We start from the raw sequence: 23,680 nt of genomic DNA on the forward strand, positions 1-23,680 counted from the left end.
ATGGGCTCCCCCAGACTCTACACCCGCTCGCCCTGATGACCGACTCCGCGCCCGTCTCCCCCGTTCCGGCCCGCATCCTCGACGGGCGGCGCATCGCCGACGCGCTGCTCGACCAGCTCAAGGCGCGGGTCGACGCGCGGCTGGCCGCCGGGCAGCCGCGGCCGGGCCTGGCGGTGGTGCTGGTCGGCGGCGATCCGGCCTCCACGGTGTACGTGCGCAACAAGCGCCGCGCGGCGGAAAAGGTCGGCATCGAGGCGTTCGACCACGACCTGCCGGCCGGCACCAGCGAAGCCGAGCTGCTGGCGCTGATCGACCGCCTCAATGCCGATCCCAAGGTGCACGGCATCCTGGTGCAGCTGCCGCTGCCGGGCATCCCGGACGCCAGCCGGCTGATCCACCGCATCGATCCGCGCAAGGATGTGGACGGCTTCCATCCGGAGAACGTCGGCCACCTAGCGCTGCGCGAATTCGGCCTGCGCCCGTGCACGCCGCGCGGCATCGTGACCCTGCTCGGGCATACCGACCAGCCGGTGCGCGGCCGCAACGCGACCATCGTCGGGGTCAGCAACCACGTCGGCCGGCCGATGGCGCTGGAACTGCTGATCGCCGGCTGCACGGTCAGCTGCTGCCACAAGTTCACCCCGGCCGACGTGCTGCAGGCGCGGGTGCGCGACGCCGACATCCTGGTGGTGGCGGTGGGCCGCCCGGGCCTGATCCCCGGCGAGTGGGTCAAGCCCGGCGCGGTGGTGATCGACGTCGGCATCAACCGCCTGGACGATGGCCGCCTGGTCGGTGACGTCGGCTTCGACGCGGCCGCGCAGCGCGCCAGCTGGATCACCCCGGTCCCGGGCGGGGTGGGGCCGATGACCGTGGCCACGCTGATGCAGAACACCATCGAGGCCGCCGATGCGGCCGGGATGACCAGCCATTCGGCTGTGTAAAGCCGGGATTCGGGATTCGGGATTCGCTGAAGGCAGTGGACGGGATTTGGGAGTCGGGATTCGGGATTCGTTAAAGGCAACAGCAAAAGCGCGTGGGCTCATCCGGTTCGCAACGCGAACCGGCCGGCCATCGAGATCGGCCTGCTGACAGACACGCAAACGGTCCGGCTGCGCAAGGCGCCGCCGTTGCGAATCCCAAATCCGAATCCCCAATCCCAGCCCCAAATGCGTTAAAATGCCGCGCTTCCCCACATTCGGGTCCGCCGATGCTGCGCATCCAGGCTGAAGCTCTTACCTACGACGACGTTTCGCTCGTCCCCGCCCACTCGATCGTCCTGCCGAAGGACGTCAGCCTGGAAACCCGGCTGACCCGCGACCTGCGCCTGAAATTGCCGATCCTGTCGGCGGCGATGGACACGGTGACCGAGCACCGCCTGGCGGTGGCCATGGCCCAGCTCGGCGGCATCGGCATCATCCACAAGAACCTGACCCCGGCGCAGCAGGCCGCCGAAGTGGCCAAGGTCAAGAAGTTCGAAGCCGGCGTGATCACCGAGCCGTTCACCGTCGGCCCGGAAACCACCATCGGCGAAGTGCTGAAACTGACCCGCGCGCGCAACATCTCCGGCGTGCCGGTGGTCGACGGCAGCGAGCTGGTCGGCATCGTCACCAGCCGCGACATGCGCTTCGAGAAGAAGCTCGACGATCCGGTCCGCCACATCATGACCAAGAAGGACCGCCTGGTCACCGTGCGCGAAGGCGCCAGCGACGAGGAAGTGCTGCAGCTGCTGCACCGCCACCGCATCGAGAAGATCCTGGTGGTCAACGACAGCTTCGAGCTGCGCGGCCTGATCACGGTCAAGGACATCCAGAAGAAGACCGACAACCCCAACGCCGCCAAGGACGCCTCCACGCGCCTGCTGGTCGGCGCGGCGGTGGGCGTCGGCGGCGACACCGAGCAGCGCATCGAGCTGCTCGCCGCGGCGGGCGTGGACGTGGTCATCGTCGACACCGCGCACGGCCACTCGCAGGGCGTGATCGACCGCGTGGCCTGGGTCAAGAAGAACTACCCGCAGCTGCAGGTGATCGGCGGCAACATCGTCACCGGCGATGCCGCGCTGGCGTTGATGGACGCCGGCGCCGACGCGGTCAAGGTCGGCGTGGGCCCGGGCTCGATCTGCACCACGCGCGTGGTCGCCGGCGTCGGTGTGCCGCAGATCACCGCGGTGGACATGGTCGCCGAGGCGCTGCAGGACCGCATCCCGCTGATCGCCGACGGCGGCATCCGCTATTCGGGCGACATCGGCAAGGCGCTGGTCGCCGGCGCCTCCACGGTGATGGTCGGCGGCCTGTTCGCCGGCACCGAGGAAGCCCCGGGCGAGGTCGAGCTGTTCCAGGGCCGCAGCTACAAGAGCTACCGCGGCATGGGCAGCCTGGGCGCGATGGAGAAGGGCAGCAAGGACCGCTACTTCCAGGACGCCTCCGACGCCGACAAGCTGGTGCCGGAAGGCATCGAAGGCCGCGTGCCGTACCGTGGCCCGCTCAGCGGCATCATCCACCAGCTGGTCGGCGGCCTGCGCGCCACGATGGGCTACGTGGGCTGCGCGACGATCGAGGAAATGCGCACCAAGCCCAAGTTCGTCACCATCACCGGTGCCGGCCAGCGCGAAAGCCACGTCCACGACGTACAGATCACCAAGGAACCGCCGAACTATCGGATGGGCTGATCTGCCGTGTTCAGGGCGGCGCTGGCCTATCTTGCGTTGATCGCGCTCCTGACCGCATTGGCGATCGGGGCGTACGCGGTGTCGCCGGGACTGTACGGCGCGACGTTCTTCGGCTTGATGTATCTGTTGGTCGCGCTGTCCCCGGCGGTGCTGGGGATCGGCGCAGCCGCCCGCTTCCAGCGCGCGGCCACGCGCATCGCGATCGCCACGACGCTGGCGATCGCCGTCTATGCGCTGTTTTTCGTCATGGGCACCAATCTGTTGTGGCCGGGGGCGCTCTGCGCGCCGCTGCTTTCCTTGTTTCTGGAGTGGCGCCGGGCGCGCCGCCTTCGCACTGCGAGTAACCATGTCCGACCTGCATAACGACAAGATCCTGATCCTCGATTTCGGCGCGCAGTACACGCAGCTGATCGCGCGGCGCATCCGCGAGCTGGGGGTCTATTGCGAGATCTGGGCCTGGGACCACGACCCGGCCGAGATCGCCGGCTTCGGCGCCAAGGGCATCATCCTGTCCGGCGGCCCCGAGTCGACCACGCTGCCGGGTGCGCCGGTCGCGCCGCAGGAAGTGTTCGACAGCGGCCTGCCGGTGTTCGGCATCTGCTACGGCATGCAGACCCTGGCCGCGCAGCTGGGCGGCGCCACCGAAGCGGCCGACCAGCGCGAATTCGGCCATGCCGAAGTGGACGTGGTCGCGCCCGATGCGCTGTTCTCCGGCCTCAGCGACCATCCCGGCGCCGCGCGCCTGAACGTGTGGATGAGCCACGGCGACCATGTCTCCAAGGTGCCGCCCGGCTTCACCATCACCGCCGTCACCGACCGCATCCCGGTCGCGGCGATGGCCAACGAGGCCAAGCGCTGGTACGGCGTGCAGTTCCATCCGGAAGTGACCCACACGCTGCAGGGACAGACCCTGCTGCGGCGCTTCGTGGTCGACGTCTGCGGCTGCGAGACCCTGTGGACCGCGGCCAACATCATCGACGACCAGATCGCGCGGGTGCGCGCGCAGGTCGGCGACGACGAGGTGATCCTGGGCCTGTCCGGCGGCGTGGATTCGTCGGTGGTCGCCGCGCTGCTGCACAAGGCGATCGGCGACAAGCTGACCTGCGTGTTCGTCGACACCGGCCTGCTGCGCTGGCAGGAGGGCGACCAGGTGATGGCGATGTTCGCCGAGCACATGGGCGTCAAGGTGATCCGGGTCAACGCGGCCGAGCGCTACTTCAGCGCATTGGCCGGCGTCAGCGATCCGGAGGCCAAGCGCAAGATCATCGGCAACCTGTTCGTGGAGATCTTCGACGAGGAATCCAACAAGCTGGCCAACGCCAAGTGGCTGGCGCAGGGCACGATCTATCCGGACGTGATCGAATCGGCCGGCAGCAAGACCGGCAAGGCGCACGTGATCAAGAGCCACCACAACGTCGGCGGCCTGCCCGAGCACATGAAGCTGGGCCTGGTCGAGCCGTTGCGCGAGCTGTTCAAGGACGAAGTGCGGCGCCTGGGCGTGGAATTGGGCCTGCCGCGCACGATGGTCTACCGCCACCCGTTCCCCGGTCCCGGCCTGGGCGTGCGCATTCTCGGCGAAGTGAAGCGCGAGTACGCCGAGCTGCTGGCCAAGGCCGATGCGATCTTCATCGAAGAGCTGCGCAAGGCCGACCTGTACGACAAGACCAGCCAGGCGTTCGCGGTGTTCCTGCCGGTGAAGTCGGTGGGCGTGGTCGGCGACGCGCGCGCCTACGAGTGGGTGATCGCGCTGCGCGCGGTGGAGACCATCGACTTCATGACCGCGCACTGGGCGCACCTGCCGTACGACTTCCTCGGCACGGTGTCCAACCGCATCATCAACGAACTGCGCGGCGTCTCGCGCGTGGTCTACGACATCTCCGGCAAGCCGCCGGCGACGATCGAGTGGGAGTGATCGACCCGGCCATGCGCATGCGCATCGCCGATCGGGACATGCTGCCGGCCTTCCAGAATAGGCGGCTCTACGAAAATCACCGCTGATGACCTGGGCGCCCTCTGCAACAAGGTGGAGGCGCTCGGTGTCCAGCCGCGGCGGTACCCGTCGGCGACATCGTGAAGCAGGCCGATGCCTTCGCCATCCGCATGGCGAGTCCATACACAGGGCAAGCGTGACACGTCGTCCCTCTGCAACCCCTTTCCAGAGCCTAGGGCCGATCGAACGGTTTTCGATCCAATAGACAGTCGATGAACGCACCGAGGAGGGCGGGTCGATGCTGCCTGTTCGGGTAGTAGAGGAACAGCCCCGGGCGCGAAACCGACCAGTCCGCCAGGACTTGGACCAGCCGTCCCTGGGCCAGGAGCTCGCCCACGCTGTCCAGCTCAAAGTGATAGGCAATGCCGAGCCCGTTCAGCGCAGCGGCAATGCCGATGTCGGCATGATTGGTGACGACGGGGCCGTCCACCGCCACGTCGAGCCGTTGCCCTCGTTTCTCGAACTCCCAGCGATAGTGCCTTCCGTCCATCTGGAGCCGCCAGTTGATGCATGCATGGTCATGCAGTTCGGCAGGTGACTTGGGTGTTCCTCGGCGCGCGAGGTAGTCCGGGGAGGCCACGGCCACCATGTTCAGGTCCGGGGTGAGGCGGACGGCAACCATGTCCTTCTCGAGTTGCCCACCCACGCGGATGCCCGCATCGAAGCGGCCAACGACGATATCGGCAAGCGCGTCGTCGACCACGATGTCGAGAATCACGTCAGGGTGTGCCTGATGGAAGCGTGATAGCCGGGGCGCGATGATGGCTCTCGCTGCGATCCCCAGCGTGTTGATGCGCAACGTGCCGCTCATCTGTCCTGTCGCCTCACTGGCTTCGGCGACTGCAGAAGCCATCTCCCGAAACAGCGGCGCTATGCGCCTGTACAGCAGTTCGCCACTTGCCGATGGCGCGACGCTTCGAGTCGTGCGATTCAGAAGACGTGCGCCGATGCGGCCTTCGAGCTGGCGGATGGTCTGGCTGAGCGCCGAGGGCGACAGGCCCAGGTGCTCTGCGGCTCGGGCAAAGCTCTGGCGCTCCACGACGGCCACGAAGGCCTTCAGCTCAGCGAAGTCGGATCCACGCATTATGTATCGTCTGCTTCACAACCCATCAAGATTCTAAGGCATTCACCAACTTCATGTCGGCGCGCATGCTGAGGCCTTCACCGACTCCATGGAGCGAACAACATGAACGCCTTGACCCTTCCTGAGCCAATTGCCGCGTACTTCGCGGCCGAACAAAACCCTGAAGCCTTGGCGCACTGCTTCACGGCGCAAGCCGTCATGAAGGACGACGGCCACACCTATACGGGCGCCGACGCCATCAAGGCCTTCATGGCCGAGGCATCGGCCAAGTACAGCGCGACGAGCGTGCCGTTCGCCATTGAGCGGGAGGACGGCGTCCAACTCGTCCGCGCCAACGTCACCGGCAACTTCCCTGGCAGCCCGATCGTTCTGTCCTACCGGTTTCGCCTGGAGCGCGGCCTGATCGCATCGCTGGAGATCACGGCATGAGCTTCGACCTGCACCTGAAAGGCTTGCGGGCATTGGTCACCGGCGGCACGCTGGGCCTTGGCGCTGCCGTCGTGAAAACCCTGGCGGAGGCCGGCGCTCGGGTGGCGACATCCGCGCGCACCATGCCTGCGGAGCCGGTGAAGGGCGTCAACTATATCGCTGCCGATCTATCGACGGCGGAAGGGACGGGTCACCTTGCTCAGACCATCCTGCAGGATTGGGGCGGCGTCGACATCCTGATCAACGTACTCGGCGGTTCGAACACTCCCGGTGGCGGTTTCGCTGCGATCACCGATGAGCACTGGTTCGCCGAGTTGAGCCTGAACCTGATGCCTGCCGTGCGGCTGGATCGTGCACTGCTGCCAGCGATGCTGGCTCAGGGCTCCGGCGTCATCATCCACGTCAGCTCCATCCAGCGCGTGCTGCCTCTGCCCGAGTCCACGACCGCCTACGCCGCGGCAAAGGGAGCCCTCACGACATACAGCAAGTCGCTGGCAAGAGAGGTGACGCCGAAGGGAGTCCGCGTGCTGAGCGTTGCGCCGGGCTGGATCGAGACCGAGGCGTCCGTGGCGTTTGCGCAGCGGATGGCTGCAGACGCCGGAACGGACTACGAGGGCGGCAAGAAAATCATCATGGATTGGCTGGGAGGAATCCCGGTGGGCCGACCCGCCAAGCCACAGGAGGTTGCCGATTTGATCGCTTTCCTGGCGTCCCCGCGATCCGCTTCGATCGCGGGGTCCGAGTACCGGATCGACGGCGGTACAGTTCCCACTGTGTAGCCACTTGCCGCAACCGACTGAACGACGGCGAACCCTTCGCCTGGATCATTCGCACGATGGTTGCAGCGATGTTGAGCGGCTTGACGCGGATGGTCGACGCGCAGGCGTTGGCCAGCCCGGCGCCGGCTAGCGCGTGGCGGCGCAGGTTCGAAGCAGTCGGTGCAGAGACGTTGACCCGGTACGCGTTGGGGCCTTCGTGGCTTGGATCGTGGTCTCGATGGGAGAGGGCGGTAGCGCCGAAGCCACCCGGCAGGGCGAGGCTTGCAGAAGACCGTGGTACTCGCCTGCGCTATCCTAGAGGGTGATTGACGATGGAGCCGCCATGGCCGTCGCTCCTCGCATCCCTACATCATCGAGGGCGAACATACCTACGGCATCGGGCCCCGACGCGACATGTCGATCTGAGGTGCAATCGTGAGAGTTTTGATTGTTGAGGACGAGGCGGAATTCGCGAACACGCTGCGAATTGCGCTTGAGCGAGAGCGCTTCATTGTCGATCAGGCGGACCGCATATCGATGGCGCAGGAAGCCGCCATGTCGGGGTCTTATGACCTGGTGCTGCTCGATCGCACGCTGCCGGATGGGGATGGGCTGTCGCTCTTGCCAATGTTGCGTGACACACACCCGGGTCTTCCGGTCATTGTGTTGAGCGCGCGCGGCGAAGTGATCGACCGTATTGCTGGTCTCGACCGAGGCGCTGACGACTATCTCATCAAGCCGTTCGACATAGACGAGATGTTTGCCCGCATCCGCGCCGTACGACGGCGTCCCGCAGAGTTGGGGAGCGAGGAAATCCATGTTGGCGCGCTCGTGTTCGACGTTACCAATGACGAGGCGAGCGTCGGAGGTGCCAGGCTTGATCTTACCCGCCGAGAGCTGCGCGTTCTGACGGCGCTCGTGAAGCGTCGCGGCAGAACGGTACTGAGAGAGTCTATCGAGCAGGCGGTCTACGGTTTCGACGATGAGGTGCAGTCGAACACGCTGGACTCCCACATCTCGCGTCTTCGCCGCAAGCTCGCCGAAGCGGGTGCGCAGGTCGAGATCCACGCGATCAAGGGCGTTGGCTACCTGTTGAAAGATCTGTCATGAAGCGAGGTCCGCCTTCGCTGAAGCGCCCGCTGATCGTCAAGCCGCTGATCTTCCAGCTCGCGACATTGCTCATCGCGTGCACATTCTTCATGGCCTTGGCGCTTCGCACGGACAGCGGCGGCCTCTACACCGACGAGGCAATTACGCCGGTGATCGCACGCGCGATCGTCCGTGATCAGAACGGGAATCTCTCGGTTCGCGAGACGCCAGAACTGGCCGAGCTTCGCGAGAAATCTCCCGATCTCTGGTTTGTGGCCGAGGACGATTCCGGCCGAACCGTGGCGTCGGGCAGCATCCCGTCGCAATATGCATCGCTTCTCGGGCGGCTACGTAATCTATCCTACGCGCACCTGCGCGATCGGTCTCCGCCTTACCGCCTGTCGGCCGTGATCCGGCGAGAGGTCGCTCCGGCCGGAACCCTGACGATTCTGGGACATGGCAAGCTGACCGGCGTCAGTCTCGTCGTTCTTCTCGCGTCCAATTTTATCGTCGTCCCTATCTTCCTCGCACTGGCGCTGATCTCGCTGCTGGTGACGCCGTGGATCGTTCGGCAAGCGCTCGCCGGCGTATCCAAGATCGCCCAGGAGGCCGAGCAGATCGATGCGAACCGGCGTGGGCGCAGGCTGAGCGAGGCGCATGTGCCAATTGAGATCGCACCGCTGGTGCGAGCCGTGAACGACGCCCTGCGGAGGCTTGACGAGGGCTATGAGCGGCAGCGGCGTTTCATCGCCTCCGCCGCGCACGAGCTACGCACGCCCATCGCCATCCTGCGCTTGAAAGTGGACACCGCAATTGAACCGGCCACGCGCAAGCTGAGTGGCGATGTGGCACGACTGAGCAATCTCGCCGAGCAGATGCTCGATATTCAACGATTGGATGCCGACAGGAGCGGCGAAAGCGTCGACCTCGGGGCGCTCGCCCGTCGCGTGGCAGCGGATCTGGCGCCGCTGTTGATCGCATCAGAGCGCACGATCGAGGTGCAGATCGAAGGCATGCCATCGCTTCGCGGTGATGCGGGTGCGATCGAGCGGGTGATGACGAATCTCGTCCAGAATGCCATCGAGCACGGCGGGCATCATGTCGTTCTGCGCGTACTGGAATCGGGCTTCGAGGTGGAGGACGACGGTCCGGGTATACCTCCAGAGGAGCGTGAGCGCGTATTCGAGCCATTCCATCGCCTGCGACCACGTTCGACAGGGAGCGGACTCGGCCTCAACTTGGTGCAGCAGATCATTGAAAGGCACGACGGGCGGGTTTCGATCCTGAACGCGCCTGGCGGCGGCACGATCGTGCGTGCCGAGTTTGCTTTGCGCTGACGTTCTGCGCTCGAGCCCATGTTCCCGCAATCTTGCCCTGCTTTCCTGGCGGTGTCGCCGATGACGGCGCCAAAAGGAGTGCAAGGAAATGACAAGAAAAAATCCTATCAGTCGGTATCGACCTGCCTTGATGGCACTCGCCGCGCTCGTGAGCACTGCCGGCATCGTGGGCAGTGCATCCGCGATCGATTGGGGTCGCGAAGCTCACCGGGAAGACAGCAGAACCTGCGAGCGTTTCGGTGCGGTTCACGGCAGGGAGTACACGAGATGCATGATTGAACAGCAGCGCCGCCGCGACGACGCGTTGCTCAACGCTTCCGAGCAGCAGCGGAACAACGCGGAAGCCGCGCGGAACAATGTGGAGACAGTCCGCAGGATGCGCTGCAACCGCGAAGCCGAACGCGCGCGCGAACGTGGGGATCGTCCGCAGTGGTGCCAATGATGTCCTGGCGGCGTTTCGGGAAGGCAATCTGCGTGTTCGCCGTGTTGGCGGGTACGCAGACGGCTTGCTTCGACGGCGTGAGCACGGCGAAAGAAGCCGCATCCGACCCGGGCGACATGCAGATCGACTACCCGGAAACAAAGCGCGATACGGTGGTCCAAACCCAGTTCGGCGTCTCTGTTCCCGACCCTTATCGCTGGTTGGAAGGGGATCCCCGCACCGACAAGAACGTCGCAGCGTGGGTCGACGCGCAGCGACGCCTGACGACACGCTATCTTTCCGGCCTTCCCGGCCGGGACGTCTTCCGCCGATCGCTCGCCTCGACCTATGACTATGAGCGCCTTGGCGTTCCGCAGAAGAGCGGGGGCCGCTACTTCTTCACGCGCAAAGCGGGCAATCAGAACCAACCCGTGCTGGTCACGCGCGACGGGACGGGCGCCGAGCGTATTCTGATCGATCCCGCGACATGGTCGAAGGACGGCACCGTCGCGTTTGCGGAATGGAGAGCATCACGAGACGGGACGCGTGTGGCCTATGCCGTGCAGGACGGTGGAAGCGACTGGCGCACGATCCGCGTCCTCGACGTGGCGACTGGCAAGGCGGCGAGTGACGTCGTGCAGTGGGCACGGTTCACGCAGATCGCATGGGCGAATGACGGATCGGGGTTCTATTATTCCCGATATCCCGAACCCAGGCGCGGCGTCGCCGACGATGCAGGTCTTGTCGATCACGCCATCTATTTCCATCGGATCGGTACGCCACAGGCGGACGACACGCTGTTCTTCGCGACGCCATCGAAGCCTGGGCGGATCAACTCCGCCGGCCTCACCGCCGACGGCCGTTACGCGATCATCTATTCGAGCGACGACTTGGTGCATGCCGACGTGTCGGTGGTCGACCTGGAGCGTCGCGGCCGATCGCCCCGCCCATTGATCCAGAACGCGCAGGATCGGTGGTCGGTCATCGGCAATGTCGGCACGAGGCTCCTGCTGATGACCGACACGGGCGCCGAACGATCGAAGATCGTGAGCGTGGATCTCGACGCGTCGAGGCCGGTCTTTACGGACCTGCTGCCGCAGCAAGACGCTATCTTGACCGGCGCGTATCTGTCCGGGGGCCGGCTCCTCGCGACCTACCTTGTCGACGCCAAATCGGAGATCCGCCGCTTCAGGCTTGATGGCAGCGCCGACGGCGTGGTGAATCTGCCCGGCATCGGCAGCGTGAGCGCTGTCTTCGGCGAACCGGAGGACCGCGAAGCGTTCTTCGTCTACGCCAGCTTCAACCAGCCCAATACGGTCTATCGTTACGATGTTGCGAGCGGACGATCGGGTGCATGGGTAACGCCGGAGATCGGCGCCGACCTGACGTCGATCGTTGTCGAACAGCGTTTCTTCCGATCGAAGGACGGGACGCGCGTGCCGATGTTCATCGCGCGGCGGAAAGGCACGTCCGGCCCGGTTCCGACCCTCCTGACCGGCTATGGCGGCTTCGCGATCAGCATGCCGCCGGGTTATTCCGCCATGCTGACTCCGTGGATGCTGCAGGGCGGCGCTGTCGCGTTCGTCAACATGCGCGGCGGCGGCGAATATGGCGCGGCGTGGCATGCGGCAGGGCGAGGCTTGAACAAGCAGAACGGTTTCGACGACATGATCGGCGCGGCCGAGTATCTGCACGCGAGCAAGATGGCGCCGCCGGACGGTGTCGCAATCTATGGTGACTCGGCGGGCGGATTGATGGTCGGCGCGGTCGTCAACCAGCGTCCCGACCTGTTTGCGGCGGCACTGCCGAGTGTCGGCGTCATGGACATGCTGCGTTTCGGCAGGTTCACCGGCGGCGCCTTGTGGCTTGGCGAGTACGGCAACAGCGAGCGCGAGGCCGATTTCCGCAACCTGCTGTCCTATTCGCCCTATCATAATGTCAGGGCAGGCAAGCCGTATCCCGCGATCCTGGTGACCACGGCCGACGCGGACAATCGCGTCGTGCCGGCGCACAGTTTTAAATATGCCGCTGCACTGCAAGCTGCGGATCTGGGCTCCCGCCCGCGGCTGCTGCGGGTCGATGCCCGAGCGGGCCATGGCACGGGCAAGCCGACCACCAAGGTGATCGAAGAAGCGGCCGACATGCTGGCTTTCGCCGCCCGTTGGACGGGCCTCAAAGCAGGGGGATGAGACCGAGCGAGAGGCAGAATGTCCCAGCCGCGGTCTGTGCGTTGCTTTCGCGCATACCTGACGCCTCAGGATGCGTCTTGGAACACTGGGTCGGAGACTGCAGTTCTCCGCGTTCGATCCGATCATGCGCATCCACGGCGCCAACGTCGAGCGCGAGCCGTGCCGGTTCAAGTCGACGGACCCGGCGGTCCATGCCTCGCTGCTCAAGAGCACGCAGTTGCGCTATCGCTTGCTGCCCAGCCGGCGCCGGCCAGGAAGCGCATTTCCTGCACCGGCAAGCCTGTCGCCGTCCGGTTCTGACTCCGCCTTTCATCGTCGAAGGCGTCAAGATGCAATCCGTACGCGAATGGTTCAGCGGCCGCCGGTGCGCGCATCCCAGCCCAGCATCGCCACTTCGGCCACGGCCTCCAGCTCGGCGCGGCTGGCACCGTCGCGGGCCAGGATCGACATGCCGCTCTGCACGGTCTGCACGAAGCGGGCGAGGGCGTGCACGTCGGTCGCGGCCGGAATCTCGCCCTCGGCGATGCCGCGGCGCAGGCATGCCGTGAGCCGGTCGAGGGTCACGGTCCGTGCCGATTTCACCAGTTCGCCGAGCTCCGCATGGCCTTCGCTGCCGACCGAGGAGAGCGTGACCATGCAGCCGCGCGGGATGTCGGCCAGGCACCCGGTGAGGGCCGCGGCCGAATCCCGCAGCAGCGACTCCACCGCCTCGCGGGCGGTGCCGGCGGCAAGGAAATTTCGCCACGCCAGCGCCTCGTAGCGGGCGCGATAATGCTGCACGGCCTCGGCATAGAGCGCCTCCTTCGAGCCGAAGGCCGCGTACAGGCTGGGCGAGCCGATGCCCATCGCCGCGGTCAGGTCGGCAATCGACGTGGCCTCGTAACCCTTGGTCCAGAACAGGTGGGTGGCCTGCAGGAGGGCGGTCTCGCGGTCGAATGCGCGAGGGCGGCCGCGCGGGCGGCGCTTGGCCGTTCCCGTGGCTGGCGGTGTGGGTCCGGAATTTTGCATCAGACGCTATATAAACCTATTGACGGTGGGTGGCAACGCTTCTACTATTTATGAATCGATCGATTCATAAATATGTTCGCAGTCCAAGTCACTCGCATCTGGCTGCGCCTGACTTATGTATCGATCAATCGATACATAAGTCAGGCCACAGACGGGCGGTCCAGGCACCGCTCGCTGCCCGGGCCGAACTCGACGCTCTCCCGCAAAGGAAAACGACATGACAAGCAACACGAACCGCCAGATCCTCATCGCAGCCCGACCCAATGGCGATCCCACGTTGCGCGATTTCGCGTTCGTCGAACGCGCGCTGCCGTCGCCCAAGGACGGCGAGGTGCTGTTCCGCAACACGCTGGTCTCGATCGATCCCTACCAGCGCAACCTGATGGGCAACGGCTCGTCCGAGTGGCCCGCGCTCGAGGTCGGCGACGTGATGCAGGGGCCGACGGTCGCGGTGGTGGAGGAGAGCAGGAACCCGGCTTTCCGGGTCGGCGACCATGTGCAGACCTGGTCGGGCTGGCAGCAGTACGCGGTGTCGGACGGGTCCGACCTGCGCAAGCTCGATCCTGCGGCAGCGCCGGTGTCCACCGCGCTCGGGGTGCTGGGCCATACCGGCCTGACCGCCTGGTTCGGCGCGACCAAGGTCCATTCGCTCAAGCCCGGCGGCACCTTCGTGGTGACCGGCGCGGCCGGCTCGGTCGGCTCGATGGCGGCGCAGCTGGCGAAACTGCGCGGGCATCGCGTCGTCGGCATCGCCGGCGGGGCGGCCAAGGTGGCCTATCTGCGTGACGAACTCGGCCTGGACGCGGCGGTCGACTACAAGGCCGGCGACTTCGCGGACCAGCTCGAGCGCGCGCTGCCCGACGGCATCGACATGTTCTACGAGAACGTCGGCGGCCCGATCTTCCCGGTGCTGATGGAGCACTTCAACCCGCACGCGAAGATGGTCGTCTGCGGCACGATCTCCGACTACAGCCACGCCGATCTTCCGCAGGGAACCAATTACCTGCCGCGGCTGATCACCCTGATCCACTATCGCTACGTGGACATCAAGGCGTTCTCGATTCCCGACCATCTCGACAAGTACCCCGACTTCCTGGCCGAGGTGGCGCCCTTGGTCGAGCAGGGCCGGATCAAGTACGCCGAAGAGTTCGTCGAGGGCTTCGAGGCGATCCCGGACACCTTCCTGAAACTGTTCGACGGCCGCCACAGCGGCGGGAAGCTGATCGTGAAGATCGGTTGAGGCGATTCACGCGATCGGATCGTGGATCGCCATCGCGCAAGATGGGCAGCCCGAGGCGCTTGGCGGCGCGGCCATGCCTTTGTCTTGCCGGTTCGCCGGCCGGCATGGCGCCGGTGCCTCCGGTCGCGGTGCCCAGGCGGTCCAATCATGGCGGTGCGCGCCGGGTTGTGCACGTCCGCTCGGCAGGCGAGCGGGTCGCCCGGGCGACTACGCTCGCAGCGCGCCCGCCCGTTCGCGCGCATAGCGCCCCGGCGTCACGCCGACATGGCGGGTGAAGGCGACGTTGAACGTGCTCGCCGAGCTGTATCCGACGCGTTGCGCGACCTCGGCGAGGCGCGTTTGCTGGTGCCGCAGCAGGCGTTTTGCCAGGGCCATTCGCCAGGCCAGCAGGTATTCCATCGGCGCGACGCCGACCGCGCGGCTGAAGCGCTCGAAGAACGTCGAGCGCGAGAGCGCCGCTTCCTTGGCCAGTTGCGCGACCGTCCACGGCTGGGTCGGGCGTTCGTGCATCCGCCGGATCGCGACCGCGAGGCGTGGGTCGGCCAGCCCGCGGACCAGGCCCGGCGATGCCGAGGTGCCCGCGGTGGAGCGCAGCGCTTCGATGAACAGCACGTCGAGCAGGCGCGCCAGGACCACGTCGCGCGCCGGCCGCTGCGCGCGCGACTCGTCCGCCACCAGCTGCACGAGCGCGGTCAGCCTGCTTTCGCCGCGGACATGGATGCGCTCGGGCAGCAGCGCGACCAGCAGCGCCGCATCCGGCGAACCCAGGACGCAATAGCCCACCAGCATGCGCACGTCGGGCGGGCCGTCCGGCGTGCCGTGCCGGGTTTCCCCGCCGGGGAGGGAGATGGTCGTGGCATCCATCGCTTCCGCTGGCGGCTGCAGGCCCGACATCGTGAAGCCGCGCGCCGACGGGATCAGCACGAAGTCGCCGGGCTGCAGGGTGAGCGGCGTCTGCGCGTCCACCGCCAGCCGGCACGCTCCCTCAAGGATCAGGCAGTAGAACGGCTGCCCGGCCTCCTCGCGGCGGACCGTCCACGGGCCTGCGCCGCTGGCGATCTTGGAGGACTGGGCGCCTGGCTGCAGCAGGCCGACCACTTCGGCAAGGGGGTCGGCCATTTCGGACGCTTGCACAATAGATTCGGATTTTCAGCGGTAGATGGTCCGGATGATGCGCCGTATCGTCGCAGCACCGCAACCTCCGCAGGAGTTCCCCTTGAAAACCGTCCTCATCAGCGGCTGCTCGTCCGGCTTCGGCCTGGAGACCGCCCGCTATTTCCTCGAACGCGACTGGCACGTCGTCGCCACGATGCGCACGCCGCGCGAGGACGTGCTGCCTCGCTCCGAGCGCCTGCGGGTCCTCGCCCTCGACGTCACCGATGCCGACAGCATCGGCCAGGCCGTGGCGGCCGCCGGGCCGGTCGACGTGCTGGTCAACAACGCAGGGATCGGCTTGCTGGGCATTGTCGAAGGCAGTCCGGTGCAACTGGCCCGCGAGCTGTTCGAAACCAACATGTTCGGCACGCTGATGCTGACCCAGGCGCTGCTGCCCCAGTTCAGGCAGCGCCGTTCGGGCGTGATCGTGAATGTCTCCTCGGGCGTCACCCTGAAGCCGCTGCCGCTGCTGTCCCTCTACAGCGCGAGCAAGGCGGCGGTCAACGCGTTCAGCGAGTCGCTCGCGCTCGAACTGCGGCCGTTCGGCATCCGGGTGAACCTGGTGCTTCCCGGGCGCTCGCCCGAAACCGCGTTCGGCACGAACGCGCAGCCGCGCATGCAGGCCGGGATTCCGGAGGCCTACGCCGGGTTCGCGCAGGAGGTGTTCGGCGCGATGCGCGGGGCGGCGGGGCCGGTCACGCACGCCCTGGACGTGGCGCAAGCCGTGTGGCGCGCAGCGACCGACCCCAGCTGCCCGATGCGCCTTCCCGCCGGTGCCGACGCCGTGGCGCTGGCCGGAAGCTCCTGAGCCCGGCCTGCCGGCGACGCCAGGAACGCAGGCGCCCCGGCCAGTTCCGGGACGCCGGACTGCGCAGAACGCCCTGCGCCCCGGCCCGCCGGTACCGGGCGCAGCGAGGCAGGTGGGACGCGCGGCAGCAATCCACAAAAAACTAACAAATGGCTGGCTACTTTGAGTGCACTTCACAGCGCCACCTTGATTGAATGCGTATTCCGCTTGCGACCGAAGCAGACCGCCTGCTCCTGCAGAGCGTGACCGACTACGCGATCTACATGCTCGACCCGGACGGCTTCATCCTCAGCTGGAACACCGGCGGCCGGCACATCAAGGGCTACGAAGAGGCCGAGATCATCGGCCAGCATTTTTCCAAGTTCTACACTCCGCAGGACGCCGCCGACGGCTTGCCGTGGAAGGGGCTGGACGCGGCCAGGCGCGAAGGCCGCTACGAGGCCGAAGGCTGGCGGGTGAGGAAGGACGGTTCGCACTTCCGCGCCAGCGTGGTCATCGATCCGGTCTGGAAGGACGGCGCCCTGGTCGGCTACGCCAAGGTCACCCGCGACGTCACCGAGAAGTTCAACGCCGCGGAGAATCTGCGCAAGGCCGAACGCGCCCTGGCGCAGGCGCAGAAGGTGCAGGCCATCGGCCGCTTGACGCTGGGCATCGCCCACGATTTCAACAATCTGCTGGCGATCATCGTCAGCAGCCTGGACCTGCTGGCCAGGACCCAGCACGACGATCGCAGCAAGCTGCTGATCGGCGCGGCGACCGATGCGGCGGAGCGGGGCAGCCGGCTGTCGCAGCAGATGCTGGCCTTCGCCCGCGGGCAGGACCTGGTGCCCGAGCCCAACGACGTCAACGCGCTGATCGTCGAGGCCGCCGAGCTGTACCGGCGCGTGGCCGGCGAGACCGTTTCCTGCGAGTTCGCGCTCGCCGACGCGCTGCCGACGGTGGTGGTCGACGCCAGCCAGTTCGAGGCGGCGCTGATGAACCTGGTCGCGAACGCGCGCGACGCCATGCCGCAGGGCCGGATCGTGATCTCCACGCGGCTGTGCCGCTCCGATGCGACCCTGCACGTGGAAGCCAGGCCCGATTGCGACTACGTGTGCGTGGCGGTGCAGGACGACGGCCCGGGCATGTCCGAGGAAGTGCGGCTGCGCGCGATGGAGCCGTTTTTCACCACCAAGGACGTCGGCAGCGGCAGCGGCCTGGGATTGAGCCAGGTGTTCGGATTCGCCGGCCAGTCCGGCGGGTTCGCCACCATCGAAAGCGAGGAGGGCGAGGGCACCCTGGTCACCATGTACATTCCGGTTGCGAAATGACCCCATGACCACGAGAAAGATTCTCTACGTCGAGGACGATGCATTGCTGCGGATGGTGACGGTCCTGGCGCTGAAGGACGCCGGGTTCGACGTGCTCGAGGCGGCCAACGGCGTCCAGGCGCAGGCGGAACTGGCCATCGGCCAGTTCGACTGCGTGATCAGCGACATCAGCATGCCCGGCGGCGTCAGCGGCATCGAGGTCGCGCGCACCGCGCAGGCGATGAATCCGGGTTGCGTGACGGTCCTGCTGTCCGGCTACGCGCTGTCGCAGCTGCCGCCCTTGCCGCCCACGGCGCGTTTCCTGTCCAAGCCGTATCGCATGCACGATCTGTTGGGCACGCTGGAATCGGAAGGCCGTGCATGATCGTTGCCGGCGCACGCCCGCGATGCTTGAACTGCAGCGGCACCGCGATCGTCGTGGCGTCTTGAGGACGCGCCGTTTCGGCAACCGGTGCGCGAGCGCGGCATCGCGTCTGGTCGAAACCAGCGGCGTGCGGTAAGGCTTTCTGGTTCCGAAACGCCGGGCGCCGGCACCGTTCCGGGCGCGTGTGCCTACACAAAAAAATCACTTTGCCGAACGTAGTGTGCTTGGCGTCGCTGCTACGTGAGTATGGCGATACGCCCCAGGCAAGGCGCGCGTGGGGCGCGGCATCGGGCAACGCATGCTGGCGAAGGGTGCGGCCCGGATCGAACCGCTGCACGCGGCCCCGCAGCGGGCCGCGGAACCCACGCCTTCCCATCCAAACGCAACCAACAAGGACCACCATGACGCCCCATCGGCAGCCTGATCACGAGAATGGCGATGATCTGCCGCGCATCTCGACCGGCAGTGTGGGTCTGGACAACATCCTCGGCGGCGGCGTCGACGCCAACCGCCTCTACCTGTACGAAGGCCGCCCCGGCACCGGCAAGACCACCATCGCCCTGCAGTTCCTGCTGGAAGGCGCGCGGCACGGCGAGCGCGTCCTCTACATCACCTTGTCCGAAACCCAGCGCGAACTGCACCTGGTGGCGACCCGCCACGGCTGGAGCATGGACCAGGTCGATGTGTTCGAGCTGGTGCCGCCGGAGACCGCGCTGGACCCGGACCGCGAGCTCACCGTGTTCCATCCGGCGGAAATGGAACTGACCGAGACCACCAAGCTGATCTTCGACAAGGTCGAACAGCTCAATCCCAGCCGCGTGGTCCTGGACAGCCTGTCGGAACTGCGCCTGCTGGCGCAGAGTCCGCTGCGCTACCGCCGCCAGGTGCTGGCGCTGAAGCATTTCTTCGCCAGCCGCCAGTGCACGGTGATCCTGCTCGACGATCTGTCCTCGCAGGAAAACGACCTGCAGCTGCATTCCATCACCCATGGCGTGGTGCTGCTGGAGCAGCTGGCCATCGACTACGGCGCCGAACGCCGGCGCCTGCGCGTGATCAAGATGCGCGGCATCCAGTTCCGCGGCGGCTACCACGACTTCACCATCGAGAAGGGCGGACTGGCGATCTATCCGCGCCTGGTCGCGGCCGAATACAAGCACCACCACATCGACGACGTCGCCCCCAGCGGCAACGCCGAGCTGGACCGGCTGCTCGGCGGCGGGCTGGAGCGCGGCACCAATGTCCTGCTGCTGGGCGCGGCCGGCGTGGGCAAGTCCTCGCTGGCGTTGAGCTTCGCCATCGCCGCGGCCGAGCGCGGCGAACACAGCGTGTTCTTCGCCTTCGACGAGGGCCGCAGCACGGTGGAGGCGCGCGCCCGCACCCTGGGGCTGCCGCTGCAGGAAAAACTCGTCAACGGCCTGATCCGCTTCCAGCAGATCGATCCGGCGGAGATGTCGCCGGGCCAGTTCGCCGCGACGGTGCGCCGCAGCGTGGAGGTGGACGGGGCCAAGGTGATCGTCATCGACAGCCTCAACGGCTACCTCAATGCGATGCCGGACGAGCGCTTCCTGATCCTGCAGATGCACGAGCTGCTCAGCTACCTGGGCCAGCAGGGCGTGCTGACCATCCTGGTGCTGGCGCAGCACGGCCTGGTCGGCCCGATGGAAACGCCGCTGGATCTGAGCTACCTGAGCGATTCGGTGCTGATGCTGCGCTATTTCGAGGTGAACGGCATGGTGCGGCGTGCGCTGTCGGTGGTGAAGAAGCGCAGCGGCAGTCACGAGAACACCATCCGCGAATTCCGCCTCAGCGGCGGCGGCATCCATGTCGGCCCGCCGCTCAAGGGCTTCAGCGGCATCTTCTCCGGAACGCCACGCTACAGCGGAGAGGATCTGCCGCTGCTGGATACCCCTGCATGAGCAGCAGTGCTGCGACCGAGCACCGCGTTCTCGTCCATGCTCCGATCGGGCGCGACGGCGCGGCCTCGGTGGAACTGCTGCGGCGAGGCGGGGTGGTGGCCTACAACTGCGCGGACCTGGACGCGCTGGTGCGCGAGCTGGACATCGGCGCCGCGGCGGTGTTCATTGCCGAGGAAGGCCTGTTCGGCAAGGACGCGGCGGCGCTGTACGCCTGGGCCGACGCGCAGCCGGCATGGTCGGACCTGCCGTTCCTGGTACTGACCAGCCATCAGGAACAACCGTCGGTGGTGGCCTGGCGGCGCAACCTGGTGGCCTCGCTGCGCAACGTGGCGCTGCTGGAGCGGCCGGTGCAGGCCATCACCTTCACCAGCACCATCCGCGCCGCGCTGCGCGCCCGCGCCCGCCAGTACGAAGTGCGCTCGCTGCTGCAGGCGCAGGCCTCGGCGGCGCAGGAACTGGAAGCGCAGGTGGTGGCGCGCACGCGCGAGCTGGAAGAGGCCAACCGCCTGCTGCGCACGCAGATGGACGAGCGCGCGCGGGTCGAGGAAACCCTGCGCCAGGCGCAGAAGATCGAGGCGATCGGGCAGTTGACCGGCGGCGTCGCGCACGATTTCAACAACCTGCTGATGGTGATCTCCGGCGGTCTGGCGATGCTCGACACGCAGGCCGATCCGGCGGTGCGCAAGCGGCTGATGGACGGCATGCAGAAGGCGGCGCAGCGCGGCGCGGGGCTGACCCGGCAGCTGCTGGCGTTCTCGCGGCGGCAGGAACTCAAGCCCGAACCGGTCGACCTGACCCAGCAGATCGGCGGCATGCGCGAACTGCTGGACCGCAGCCTGCGCGGCGACGTGCACGTGGACTTCGATTTCGCCGACGGCCTGTGGCCGATCGAGGTGGATCCGGGCGAACTGGAACTGGTGGTGCTCAATCTCACGGTCAACGCGCGCGACGCGATGCCCAACGGCGGCACCATCGTGGTGCGGGCGCAGAACGTGCCGGGCACCGGCAAGGGCGATCCCGATTTCATCCGCCTGTCGATCATCGACACCGGCACCGGCATGGCGCCGGAGGTCAAGGCGCGGGTGTTCGAGCCGTTCTACACCACCAAGGACATCGGCAAGGGCTCGGGCCTGGGCCTGGCGCAGGTGCACGGATTCGTGCAGCAGTCCGGCGGTTCGATCCACATCGACAGCGACGTCGGGCAGGGCACGGCGATGCACCTGCTGCTGCCGCGCTCGTTCCGCGCGCCGGCGGCGGACGAGCGGCACCTGGTGGACGTGCAGGTCGCGCGCCGCTCCCCGGGCGAAGCCGGCTTTGTGCTGCTGGTGGAGGACGACGACGAAGTGGCGGCCCTGGTCGGCGAGATGCTGCGCCAGCTGGGCTACCAGGTCACCCGCGTGGCCAGTGCGGCGGCGGCGTTGGGCGCGCTGGCCAACGAGCGCGCGGTGGACATCGTGTTCTCCGACATCATGATGCCCGGCGGCATGAACGGCCTGGAACTGGTCCACGAGATCCGCGCGCGGCGCGAGGCGCTGCCGATCCTGCTCACCAGCGGTTATGCGGAAGCGGTCAAGTCCGCGGCCGAAGCCGAAGGCGTGCAGATCCTGTCCAAGCCCTATCGGCTGGACGAACTGGCGGCGGCGCTGCAACAGGTGCGGGCCAATGCGGGCACGCCCGGCAAGTCGGAAGCCACGACGCTGTGTTCGTGACCGGACGGGCGGCGCAGCGGCAGCGTCGCGGCGCCGTCTAGGCCGGCAGTCGCGCCAGCGCGGCGCGCACGTCGTTGAGGAAGCGCCGCGTCTCGTCGGGCGAGGCCAGGTTCGTGGCCAGCTGCTCCAGTTGCGTCTGCAGCTCGCCCGGCACGTCGAACACTTCGTCGCAGAGCATGCCCGCGATCGGGCCGAAATACTGCAGCGCGACCTGCTCGATGGTCTGCCGCTGGCGCGGGTCGGGCGCGTGCGCGCCGGAGGCGATGTCCTGCGCGACCGACGGCGATGGTGCCGATGCAGGCTCCGGCGCCACCGGCACCGGCGCCGGCGGCGCCCCCAGGTCGTGCTCGAAGCCGCCGAGCAGCCACTGCCGCGACGCCTCGCTCAAGCTGCCCCTGGCGTTGCCGCCGTGGCTGGCCGGATCGGCCTGGAAGCGCGCCCGCGCCGCGGCCACCATCGACAGCCGCTGCACCGCCTCGTCGTTGCGCAGCATGCGGAACACCACTTCCTCCACCTGGCCGGCATGCAGGCGGATGATGCACGAATGGGTTTCCTCGGTGACCACGAAGAAGAAGCCGGAGGCCTGGCGCGCGGCGAGCGCCTTGAGCTCGCGCAGGATCTCGATCAGTGGTCTGAATTCAGTGGCCATGGCGTCCTCGGTCGGTCGGCAAGCGTCGGCGGTCGCAATCGCCTCAGCGCTTGCTCAGCCGCTCCATCGCCAGCCGCACGCTGTTGGACAGGCGCGCGATGGCGCGGGCGAGCGTGCCGATTTCGTCCTTCAGCGCGACCTCGCCGATGCTGTGGTTCCACTTGCCCAGGCTCAGCTCCTCGGCCACGGTGGTCAGGTTCTGGATCGGGCGCAGCACGCGGGTCCAGATCAGCATCCACTGCAGCCCCAGCAGCAGCGCGCACACCAGCAGGCCGATGCCGCCGATCCACAGCGACTGGCGCACGATCACCCGGTCCACGTCGCTCTTGGGATAGGCAGACACCAGGGTGAAGCCCCAGCCCGGCACCTCCTCGCGGGTCACCACCCAGTCGGCCGGGCGCTGCGCGACGATGCGCTCGATCGCGGCCGGATCGGTGGTGGCGCCGGTCTTGGACTGGAAGCGCAGCTTGCCGGTGCTGTCGAACAGCGCGATGAAGCCGGAGTCGAGCACGTGCGCGGCGCCGATCACCTTGTCCAGCGCCTGCAGGTCGGTCTTGTAGCCGACGTACCAGATCCCGATCGGCTCGCCGGCCGGTCCCGGCACGATCGGCTCGTAGCCGGTGACGTAGGGGGTGCCGAGGATGTCGACCACGCCGTAGAAGCTCTCGCCCTTGCGGATGCGCCCGATCACCTGGCCGCGCGGGTCGAGCACGGTGCCGACCGCGCGGCCGCCCTGGGCGTTGGTCACGTTGGTGGAGATGCGCACGTAGTCGTCGCCGGCGCGCGAGAAGATCGTGGCGGTGCCGTCCAGCGTGCTGGTCACGCCGTCGACCAGCGCATGGTTGCCGGCCTGCGAATGGGAACCGAACAGCAGGTCGGGGGCAGGGCGGCCGGCGACGTCCACCTGCACGCCGACGCTGGGCTCGCCGAGCGCCGCGCCTTGCTGGCGCAGCAGGCGCATGGAGCCCTGCACGCGTTCGAGCATGATCGAGCGGGTCACCGCCAGCAGGCTCTGCAGGGCCGACTGCTGGCGCACGATCGAGGCGCCGGCGTCGCGCTTGACCCGCTCGGCTTCGCTGACCGCCAGCACCAGGGTGAGCACGACGACCACGATCAGGACCAGGGCGAGTACCGGCAGCAGCAGGCGTACCCGCAAGGAGTGTCGAAGCATGGCAGCCTCCAGGAGGGAGAAGAGGGGAGCGGAATGCCGTCGCCGGCATTCGGAGGTTCGGGCAAAACGCTGAAGGGGGTAGCGGCCGCGCGGCCGCCGACTTGAGCGCCGCGAGCCGCGCCGCGTGCGGCAGGATGTCGTGGACGAAGGCAGCAGCGGCACCGCGCCGTGGCGGCGAGCGGATGCGCGGGCGTTGCGGTCGCGGCACGCGAGGGCGTCCGCGCGCAGCTGCCGGCATGTCCGCAGCGGCGTCGCCGGTCAGCCGATTTCCGGCGGCCGCTGCCGCCGGCCATGCACTGCGACGGTGCACGGCGCACCCACCGTCAGCCGCCCGTTACCGCCTGCGGCCGAGGGTCGGCGAACGTCGGTGCCGGGCGGGCGTCGATGC

The 23,680-nt window shown here is 67.3% G+C and carries 21 protein-coding genes and 1 pseudogene; 17 read left to right on the top strand and 5 right to left on the bottom strand.

Annotated features, from left to right (window positions below):
• Positions 1-35: 35 nt before the first annotated feature.
• From folD to guaA, 4 genes are all read left to right on the top strand, one after another.
• Complete coding sequence (gene folD, locus OCJ37_RS09625) at positions 36-941, top strand: bifunctional methylenetetrahydrofolate dehydrogenase/methenyltetrahydrofolate cyclohydrolase FolD (RefSeq protein ID WP_263113410.1); 906 nt, start codon at positions 36-38, stop codon at positions 939-941.
• A 266-nt stretch (positions 942-1,207) separates the two neighbouring features.
• The gene (guaB, locus tag OCJ37_RS09630) at positions 1,208-2,665 is read left to right on the top strand and encodes an IMP dehydrogenase (protein ID WP_263113411.1); all 1,458 of its coding nucleotides are present in this window, start codon (positions 1,208-1,210) and stop codon (positions 2,663-2,665) included.
• Positions 2,666-2,671: 6 nt separating this feature from the next.
• Entirely contained in the window at positions 2,672-3,028 is a 357-nt protein-coding gene (locus OCJ37_RS09635) for a hypothetical protein (RefSeq protein WP_263113412.1), read from the top strand.
• The gene (gene guaA, locus OCJ37_RS09640; protein ID WP_263113413.1) at positions 3,012-4,577 is read left to right on the top strand and encodes a glutamine-hydrolyzing GMP synthase; all 1,566 of its coding nucleotides are present in this window, start codon (positions 3,012-3,014) and stop codon (positions 4,575-4,577) included. The genes OCJ37_RS09635 and guaA overlap by 17 nt, the downstream gene beginning before the upstream one ends.
• 250 nt (positions 4,578-4,827) lie before the next feature.
• Here guaA and OCJ37_RS09645 read toward each other — a convergent pair whose 3' ends face one another.
• The gene (locus OCJ37_RS09645; RefSeq protein ID WP_263113414.1) at positions 4,828-5,739 is read right to left on the bottom strand and encodes a LysR family transcriptional regulator; all 912 of its coding nucleotides are present in this window, start codon (positions 5,737-5,739) and stop codon (positions 4,828-4,830) included.
• A gap of 102 nt (positions 5,740-5,841) precedes the next feature.
• On the opposite strand from OCJ37_RS09645, the gene OCJ37_RS09650 reads away from it, so the two are divergent.
• The 7 genes and pseudogenes from OCJ37_RS09650 to OCJ37_RS21040 all read left to right on the top strand — a co-directional run.
• Positions 5,842-6,168, top strand: a complete 327-nt coding sequence (locus tag OCJ37_RS09650) for a nuclear transport factor 2 family protein (protein ID WP_263113415.1) — start codon at positions 5,842-5,844, stop codon at positions 6,166-6,168.
• Positions 6,165-6,947, top strand: a complete 783-nt coding sequence (locus OCJ37_RS09655; protein ID WP_263113416.1) for an SDR family oxidoreductase — start codon at positions 6,165-6,167, stop codon at positions 6,945-6,947. The genes OCJ37_RS09650 and OCJ37_RS09655 overlap by 4 nt, the downstream gene beginning before the upstream one ends.
• A 414-nt stretch (positions 6,948-7,361) precedes the next feature.
• On the top strand, positions 7,362-8,036 hold the full coding sequence (locus OCJ37_RS09660; RefSeq protein ID WP_263113417.1) for a response regulator: 675 nt from the start codon (positions 7,362-7,364) through the stop codon (positions 8,034-8,036).
• The gene (locus OCJ37_RS09665; RefSeq protein ID WP_263113418.1) at positions 8,033-9,352 is read left to right on the top strand and encodes a sensor histidine kinase; all 1,320 of its coding nucleotides are present in this window, start codon (positions 8,033-8,035) and stop codon (positions 9,350-9,352) included. Before OCJ37_RS09660 ends, OCJ37_RS09665 begins: the two co-directional genes overlap by 4 nt.
• Before the next feature lie 130 nt (positions 9,353-9,482).
• On the top strand, positions 9,483-9,794 hold the full coding sequence (locus OCJ37_RS09670; RefSeq protein WP_263113419.1) for a hypothetical protein: 312 nt from the start codon (positions 9,483-9,485) through the stop codon (positions 9,792-9,794).
• Between the two features lie 32 nt (positions 9,795-9,826).
• A complete protein-coding gene (locus OCJ37_RS09675) occupies positions 9,827-11,962 on the top strand; it encodes a prolyl oligopeptidase family serine peptidase (protein ID WP_263113420.1) in 2,136 nt (711 codons plus the stop codon).
• Positions 11,963-12,086: 124 nt separating this feature from the next.
• A pseudogene (locus tag OCJ37_RS21040) lies at positions 12,087-12,140 on the top strand (hypothetical protein); the annotation flags it as partial.
• A 173-nt stretch (positions 12,141-12,313) separates the two neighbouring features.
• On the opposite strand, the gene OCJ37_RS09680 reads toward OCJ37_RS21040, so the two are convergent.
• Positions 12,314-12,970, bottom strand: a complete 657-nt coding sequence (locus OCJ37_RS09680) for a TetR/AcrR family transcriptional regulator (RefSeq protein ID WP_263113421.1) — start codon at positions 12,968-12,970, stop codon at positions 12,314-12,316.
• 217 nt (positions 12,971-13,187) lie between these two features.
• On the opposite strand from OCJ37_RS09680, the gene OCJ37_RS09685 reads away from it, so the two are divergent.
• Positions 13,188-14,210: an NADP-dependent oxidoreductase gene (locus OCJ37_RS09685; protein WP_263113422.1), complete on the top strand. Its 1,023-nt coding sequence runs from the start codon at positions 13,188-13,190 to the stop codon at positions 14,208-14,210.
• Between the two features lie 207 nt (positions 14,211-14,417).
• Here the strand turns inward: OCJ37_RS09685 and OCJ37_RS09690 are convergent, their stop codons facing one another.
• A complete protein-coding gene (locus OCJ37_RS09690; RefSeq protein ID WP_263113423.1) occupies positions 14,418-15,329 on the bottom strand; it encodes an AraC family transcriptional regulator in 912 nt (303 codons plus the stop codon).
• Between the two features lie 97 nt (positions 15,330-15,426).
• On the opposite strand from OCJ37_RS09690, the gene OCJ37_RS09695 reads away from it, so the two are divergent.
• The 5 genes from OCJ37_RS09695 to OCJ37_RS09715 all read left to right on the top strand — a co-directional run bounded on the left by OCJ37_RS09695 (position 15,427) and on the right by OCJ37_RS09715 (position 21,472).
• Positions 15,427-16,173, top strand: a complete 747-nt coding sequence (locus OCJ37_RS09695) for an SDR family oxidoreductase (protein ID WP_263113424.1) — start codon at positions 15,427-15,429, stop codon at positions 16,171-16,173.
• 194 nt (positions 16,174-16,367) lie between these two features.
• On the top strand, positions 16,368-17,483 hold the full coding sequence (locus OCJ37_RS09700; RefSeq protein WP_263113425.1) for an ATP-binding protein: 1,116 nt from the start codon (positions 16,368-16,370) through the stop codon (positions 17,481-17,483).
• A gap of 4 nt (positions 17,484-17,487) precedes the next feature.
• Entirely contained in the window at positions 17,488-17,847 is a 360-nt protein-coding gene (locus OCJ37_RS09705) for a response regulator (protein WP_263113426.1), read from the top strand.
• Positions 17,848-18,248: 401 nt separating this feature from the next.
• Entirely contained in the window at positions 18,249-19,763 is a 1,515-nt protein-coding gene (locus tag OCJ37_RS09710; protein WP_263113427.1) for an ATPase domain-containing protein, read from the top strand.
• Positions 19,760-21,472, top strand: a complete 1,713-nt coding sequence (locus OCJ37_RS09715; RefSeq protein WP_263113428.1) for a response regulator — start codon at positions 19,760-19,762, stop codon at positions 21,470-21,472. The genes OCJ37_RS09710 and OCJ37_RS09715 overlap by 4 nt, the downstream gene beginning before the upstream one ends.
• A gap of 37 nt (positions 21,473-21,509) precedes the next feature.
• Here the strand turns inward: OCJ37_RS09715 and OCJ37_RS09720 are convergent, their stop codons facing one another.
• Together OCJ37_RS09720 and OCJ37_RS09725 are read right to left on the bottom strand one after the other, a co-directional pair.
• Positions 21,510-22,121, bottom strand: coding sequence for a DUF8082 domain-containing protein (locus OCJ37_RS09720; protein ID WP_263113429.1), 612 nt, complete (start codon positions 22,119-22,121; stop codon positions 21,510-21,512).
• A gap of 43 nt (positions 22,122-22,164) precedes the next feature.
• Positions 22,165-23,292, bottom strand: coding sequence for a Cache 3/Cache 2 fusion domain-containing protein (locus OCJ37_RS09725; RefSeq protein ID WP_263113430.1), 1,128 nt, complete (start codon positions 23,290-23,292; stop codon positions 22,165-22,167).
• Positions 23,293-23,680: the final 388 nt, after the last annotated feature.

This window comes from Xanthomonas sp. AM6 (assembly GCF_025665335.1).
Taxonomy (GTDB): Bacteria; Pseudomonadota; Gammaproteobacteria; order Xanthomonadales; family Xanthomonadaceae; genus Xanthomonas_A.

Excerpts from the sequence above, each read along its gene's own strand:
- OCJ37_RS09700 (WP_263113425.1), top strand. The coding sequence starts at position 16,368 with ATGCGTATTCCGCTTGCGACCGAAGCAGACCGCCTGCTCCTGCAGAGC.
- OCJ37_RS09645 (WP_263113414.1), bottom strand. The coding sequence starts at position 5,739 with ATGCGTGGATCCGACTTCGCTGAGCTGAAGGCCTTCGTGGCCGTCGTG.
- OCJ37_RS09680 (WP_263113421.1), bottom strand. The coding sequence starts at position 12,970 with ATGCAAAATTCCGGACCCACACCGCCAGCCACGGGAACGGCCAAGCGC.
- OCJ37_RS09655 (WP_263113416.1), top strand. The coding sequence starts at position 6,165 with ATGAGCTTCGACCTGCACCTGAAAGGCTTGCGGGCATTGGTCACCGGC.
- OCJ37_RS09720 (WP_263113429.1), bottom strand. The coding sequence starts at position 22,121 with ATGGCCACTGAATTCAGACCACTGATCGAGATCCTGCGCGAGCTCAAG.
- OCJ37_RS09705 (WP_263113426.1), top strand. The coding sequence starts at position 17,488 with ATGACCACGAGAAAGATTCTCTACGTCGAGGACGATGCATTGCTGCGG.
- OCJ37_RS09685 (WP_263113422.1), top strand. The coding sequence starts at position 13,188 with ATGACAAGCAACACGAACCGCCAGATCCTCATCGCAGCCCGACCCAAT.
- OCJ37_RS09690 (WP_263113423.1), bottom strand. The coding sequence starts at position 15,329 with ATGGCCGACCCCCTTGCCGAAGTGGTCGGCCTGCTGCAGCCAGGCGCC.
- OCJ37_RS09670 (WP_263113419.1), top strand. The coding sequence starts at position 9,483 with ATGGCACTCGCCGCGCTCGTGAGCACTGCCGGCATCGTGGGCAGTGCA.
- folD (WP_263113410.1), top strand. The coding sequence starts at position 36 with ATGACCGACTCCGCGCCCGTCTCCCCCGTTCCGGCCCGCATCCTCGAC.
- OCJ37_RS09725 (WP_263113430.1), bottom strand. The coding sequence starts at position 23,292 with ATGCTTCGACACTCCTTGCGGGTACGCCTGCTGCTGCCGGTACTCGCC.
- OCJ37_RS09650 (WP_263113415.1), top strand. The coding sequence starts at position 5,842 with ATGAACGCCTTGACCCTTCCTGAGCCAATTGCCGCGTACTTCGCGGCC.
- guaA (WP_263113413.1), top strand. The coding sequence starts at position 3,012 with ATGTCCGACCTGCATAACGACAAGATCCTGATCCTCGATTTCGGCGCG.
- OCJ37_RS09710 (WP_263113427.1), top strand. The coding sequence starts at position 18,249 with ATGACGCCCCATCGGCAGCCTGATCACGAGAATGGCGATGATCTGCCG.
- OCJ37_RS09665 (WP_263113418.1), top strand. The coding sequence starts at position 8,033 with ATGAAGCGAGGTCCGCCTTCGCTGAAGCGCCCGCTGATCGTCAAGCCG.
- guaB (WP_263113411.1), top strand. The coding sequence starts at position 1,208 with ATGCTGCGCATCCAGGCTGAAGCTCTTACCTACGACGACGTTTCGCTC.
- OCJ37_RS09715 (WP_263113428.1), top strand. The coding sequence starts at position 19,760 with ATGAGCAGCAGTGCTGCGACCGAGCACCGCGTTCTCGTCCATGCTCCG.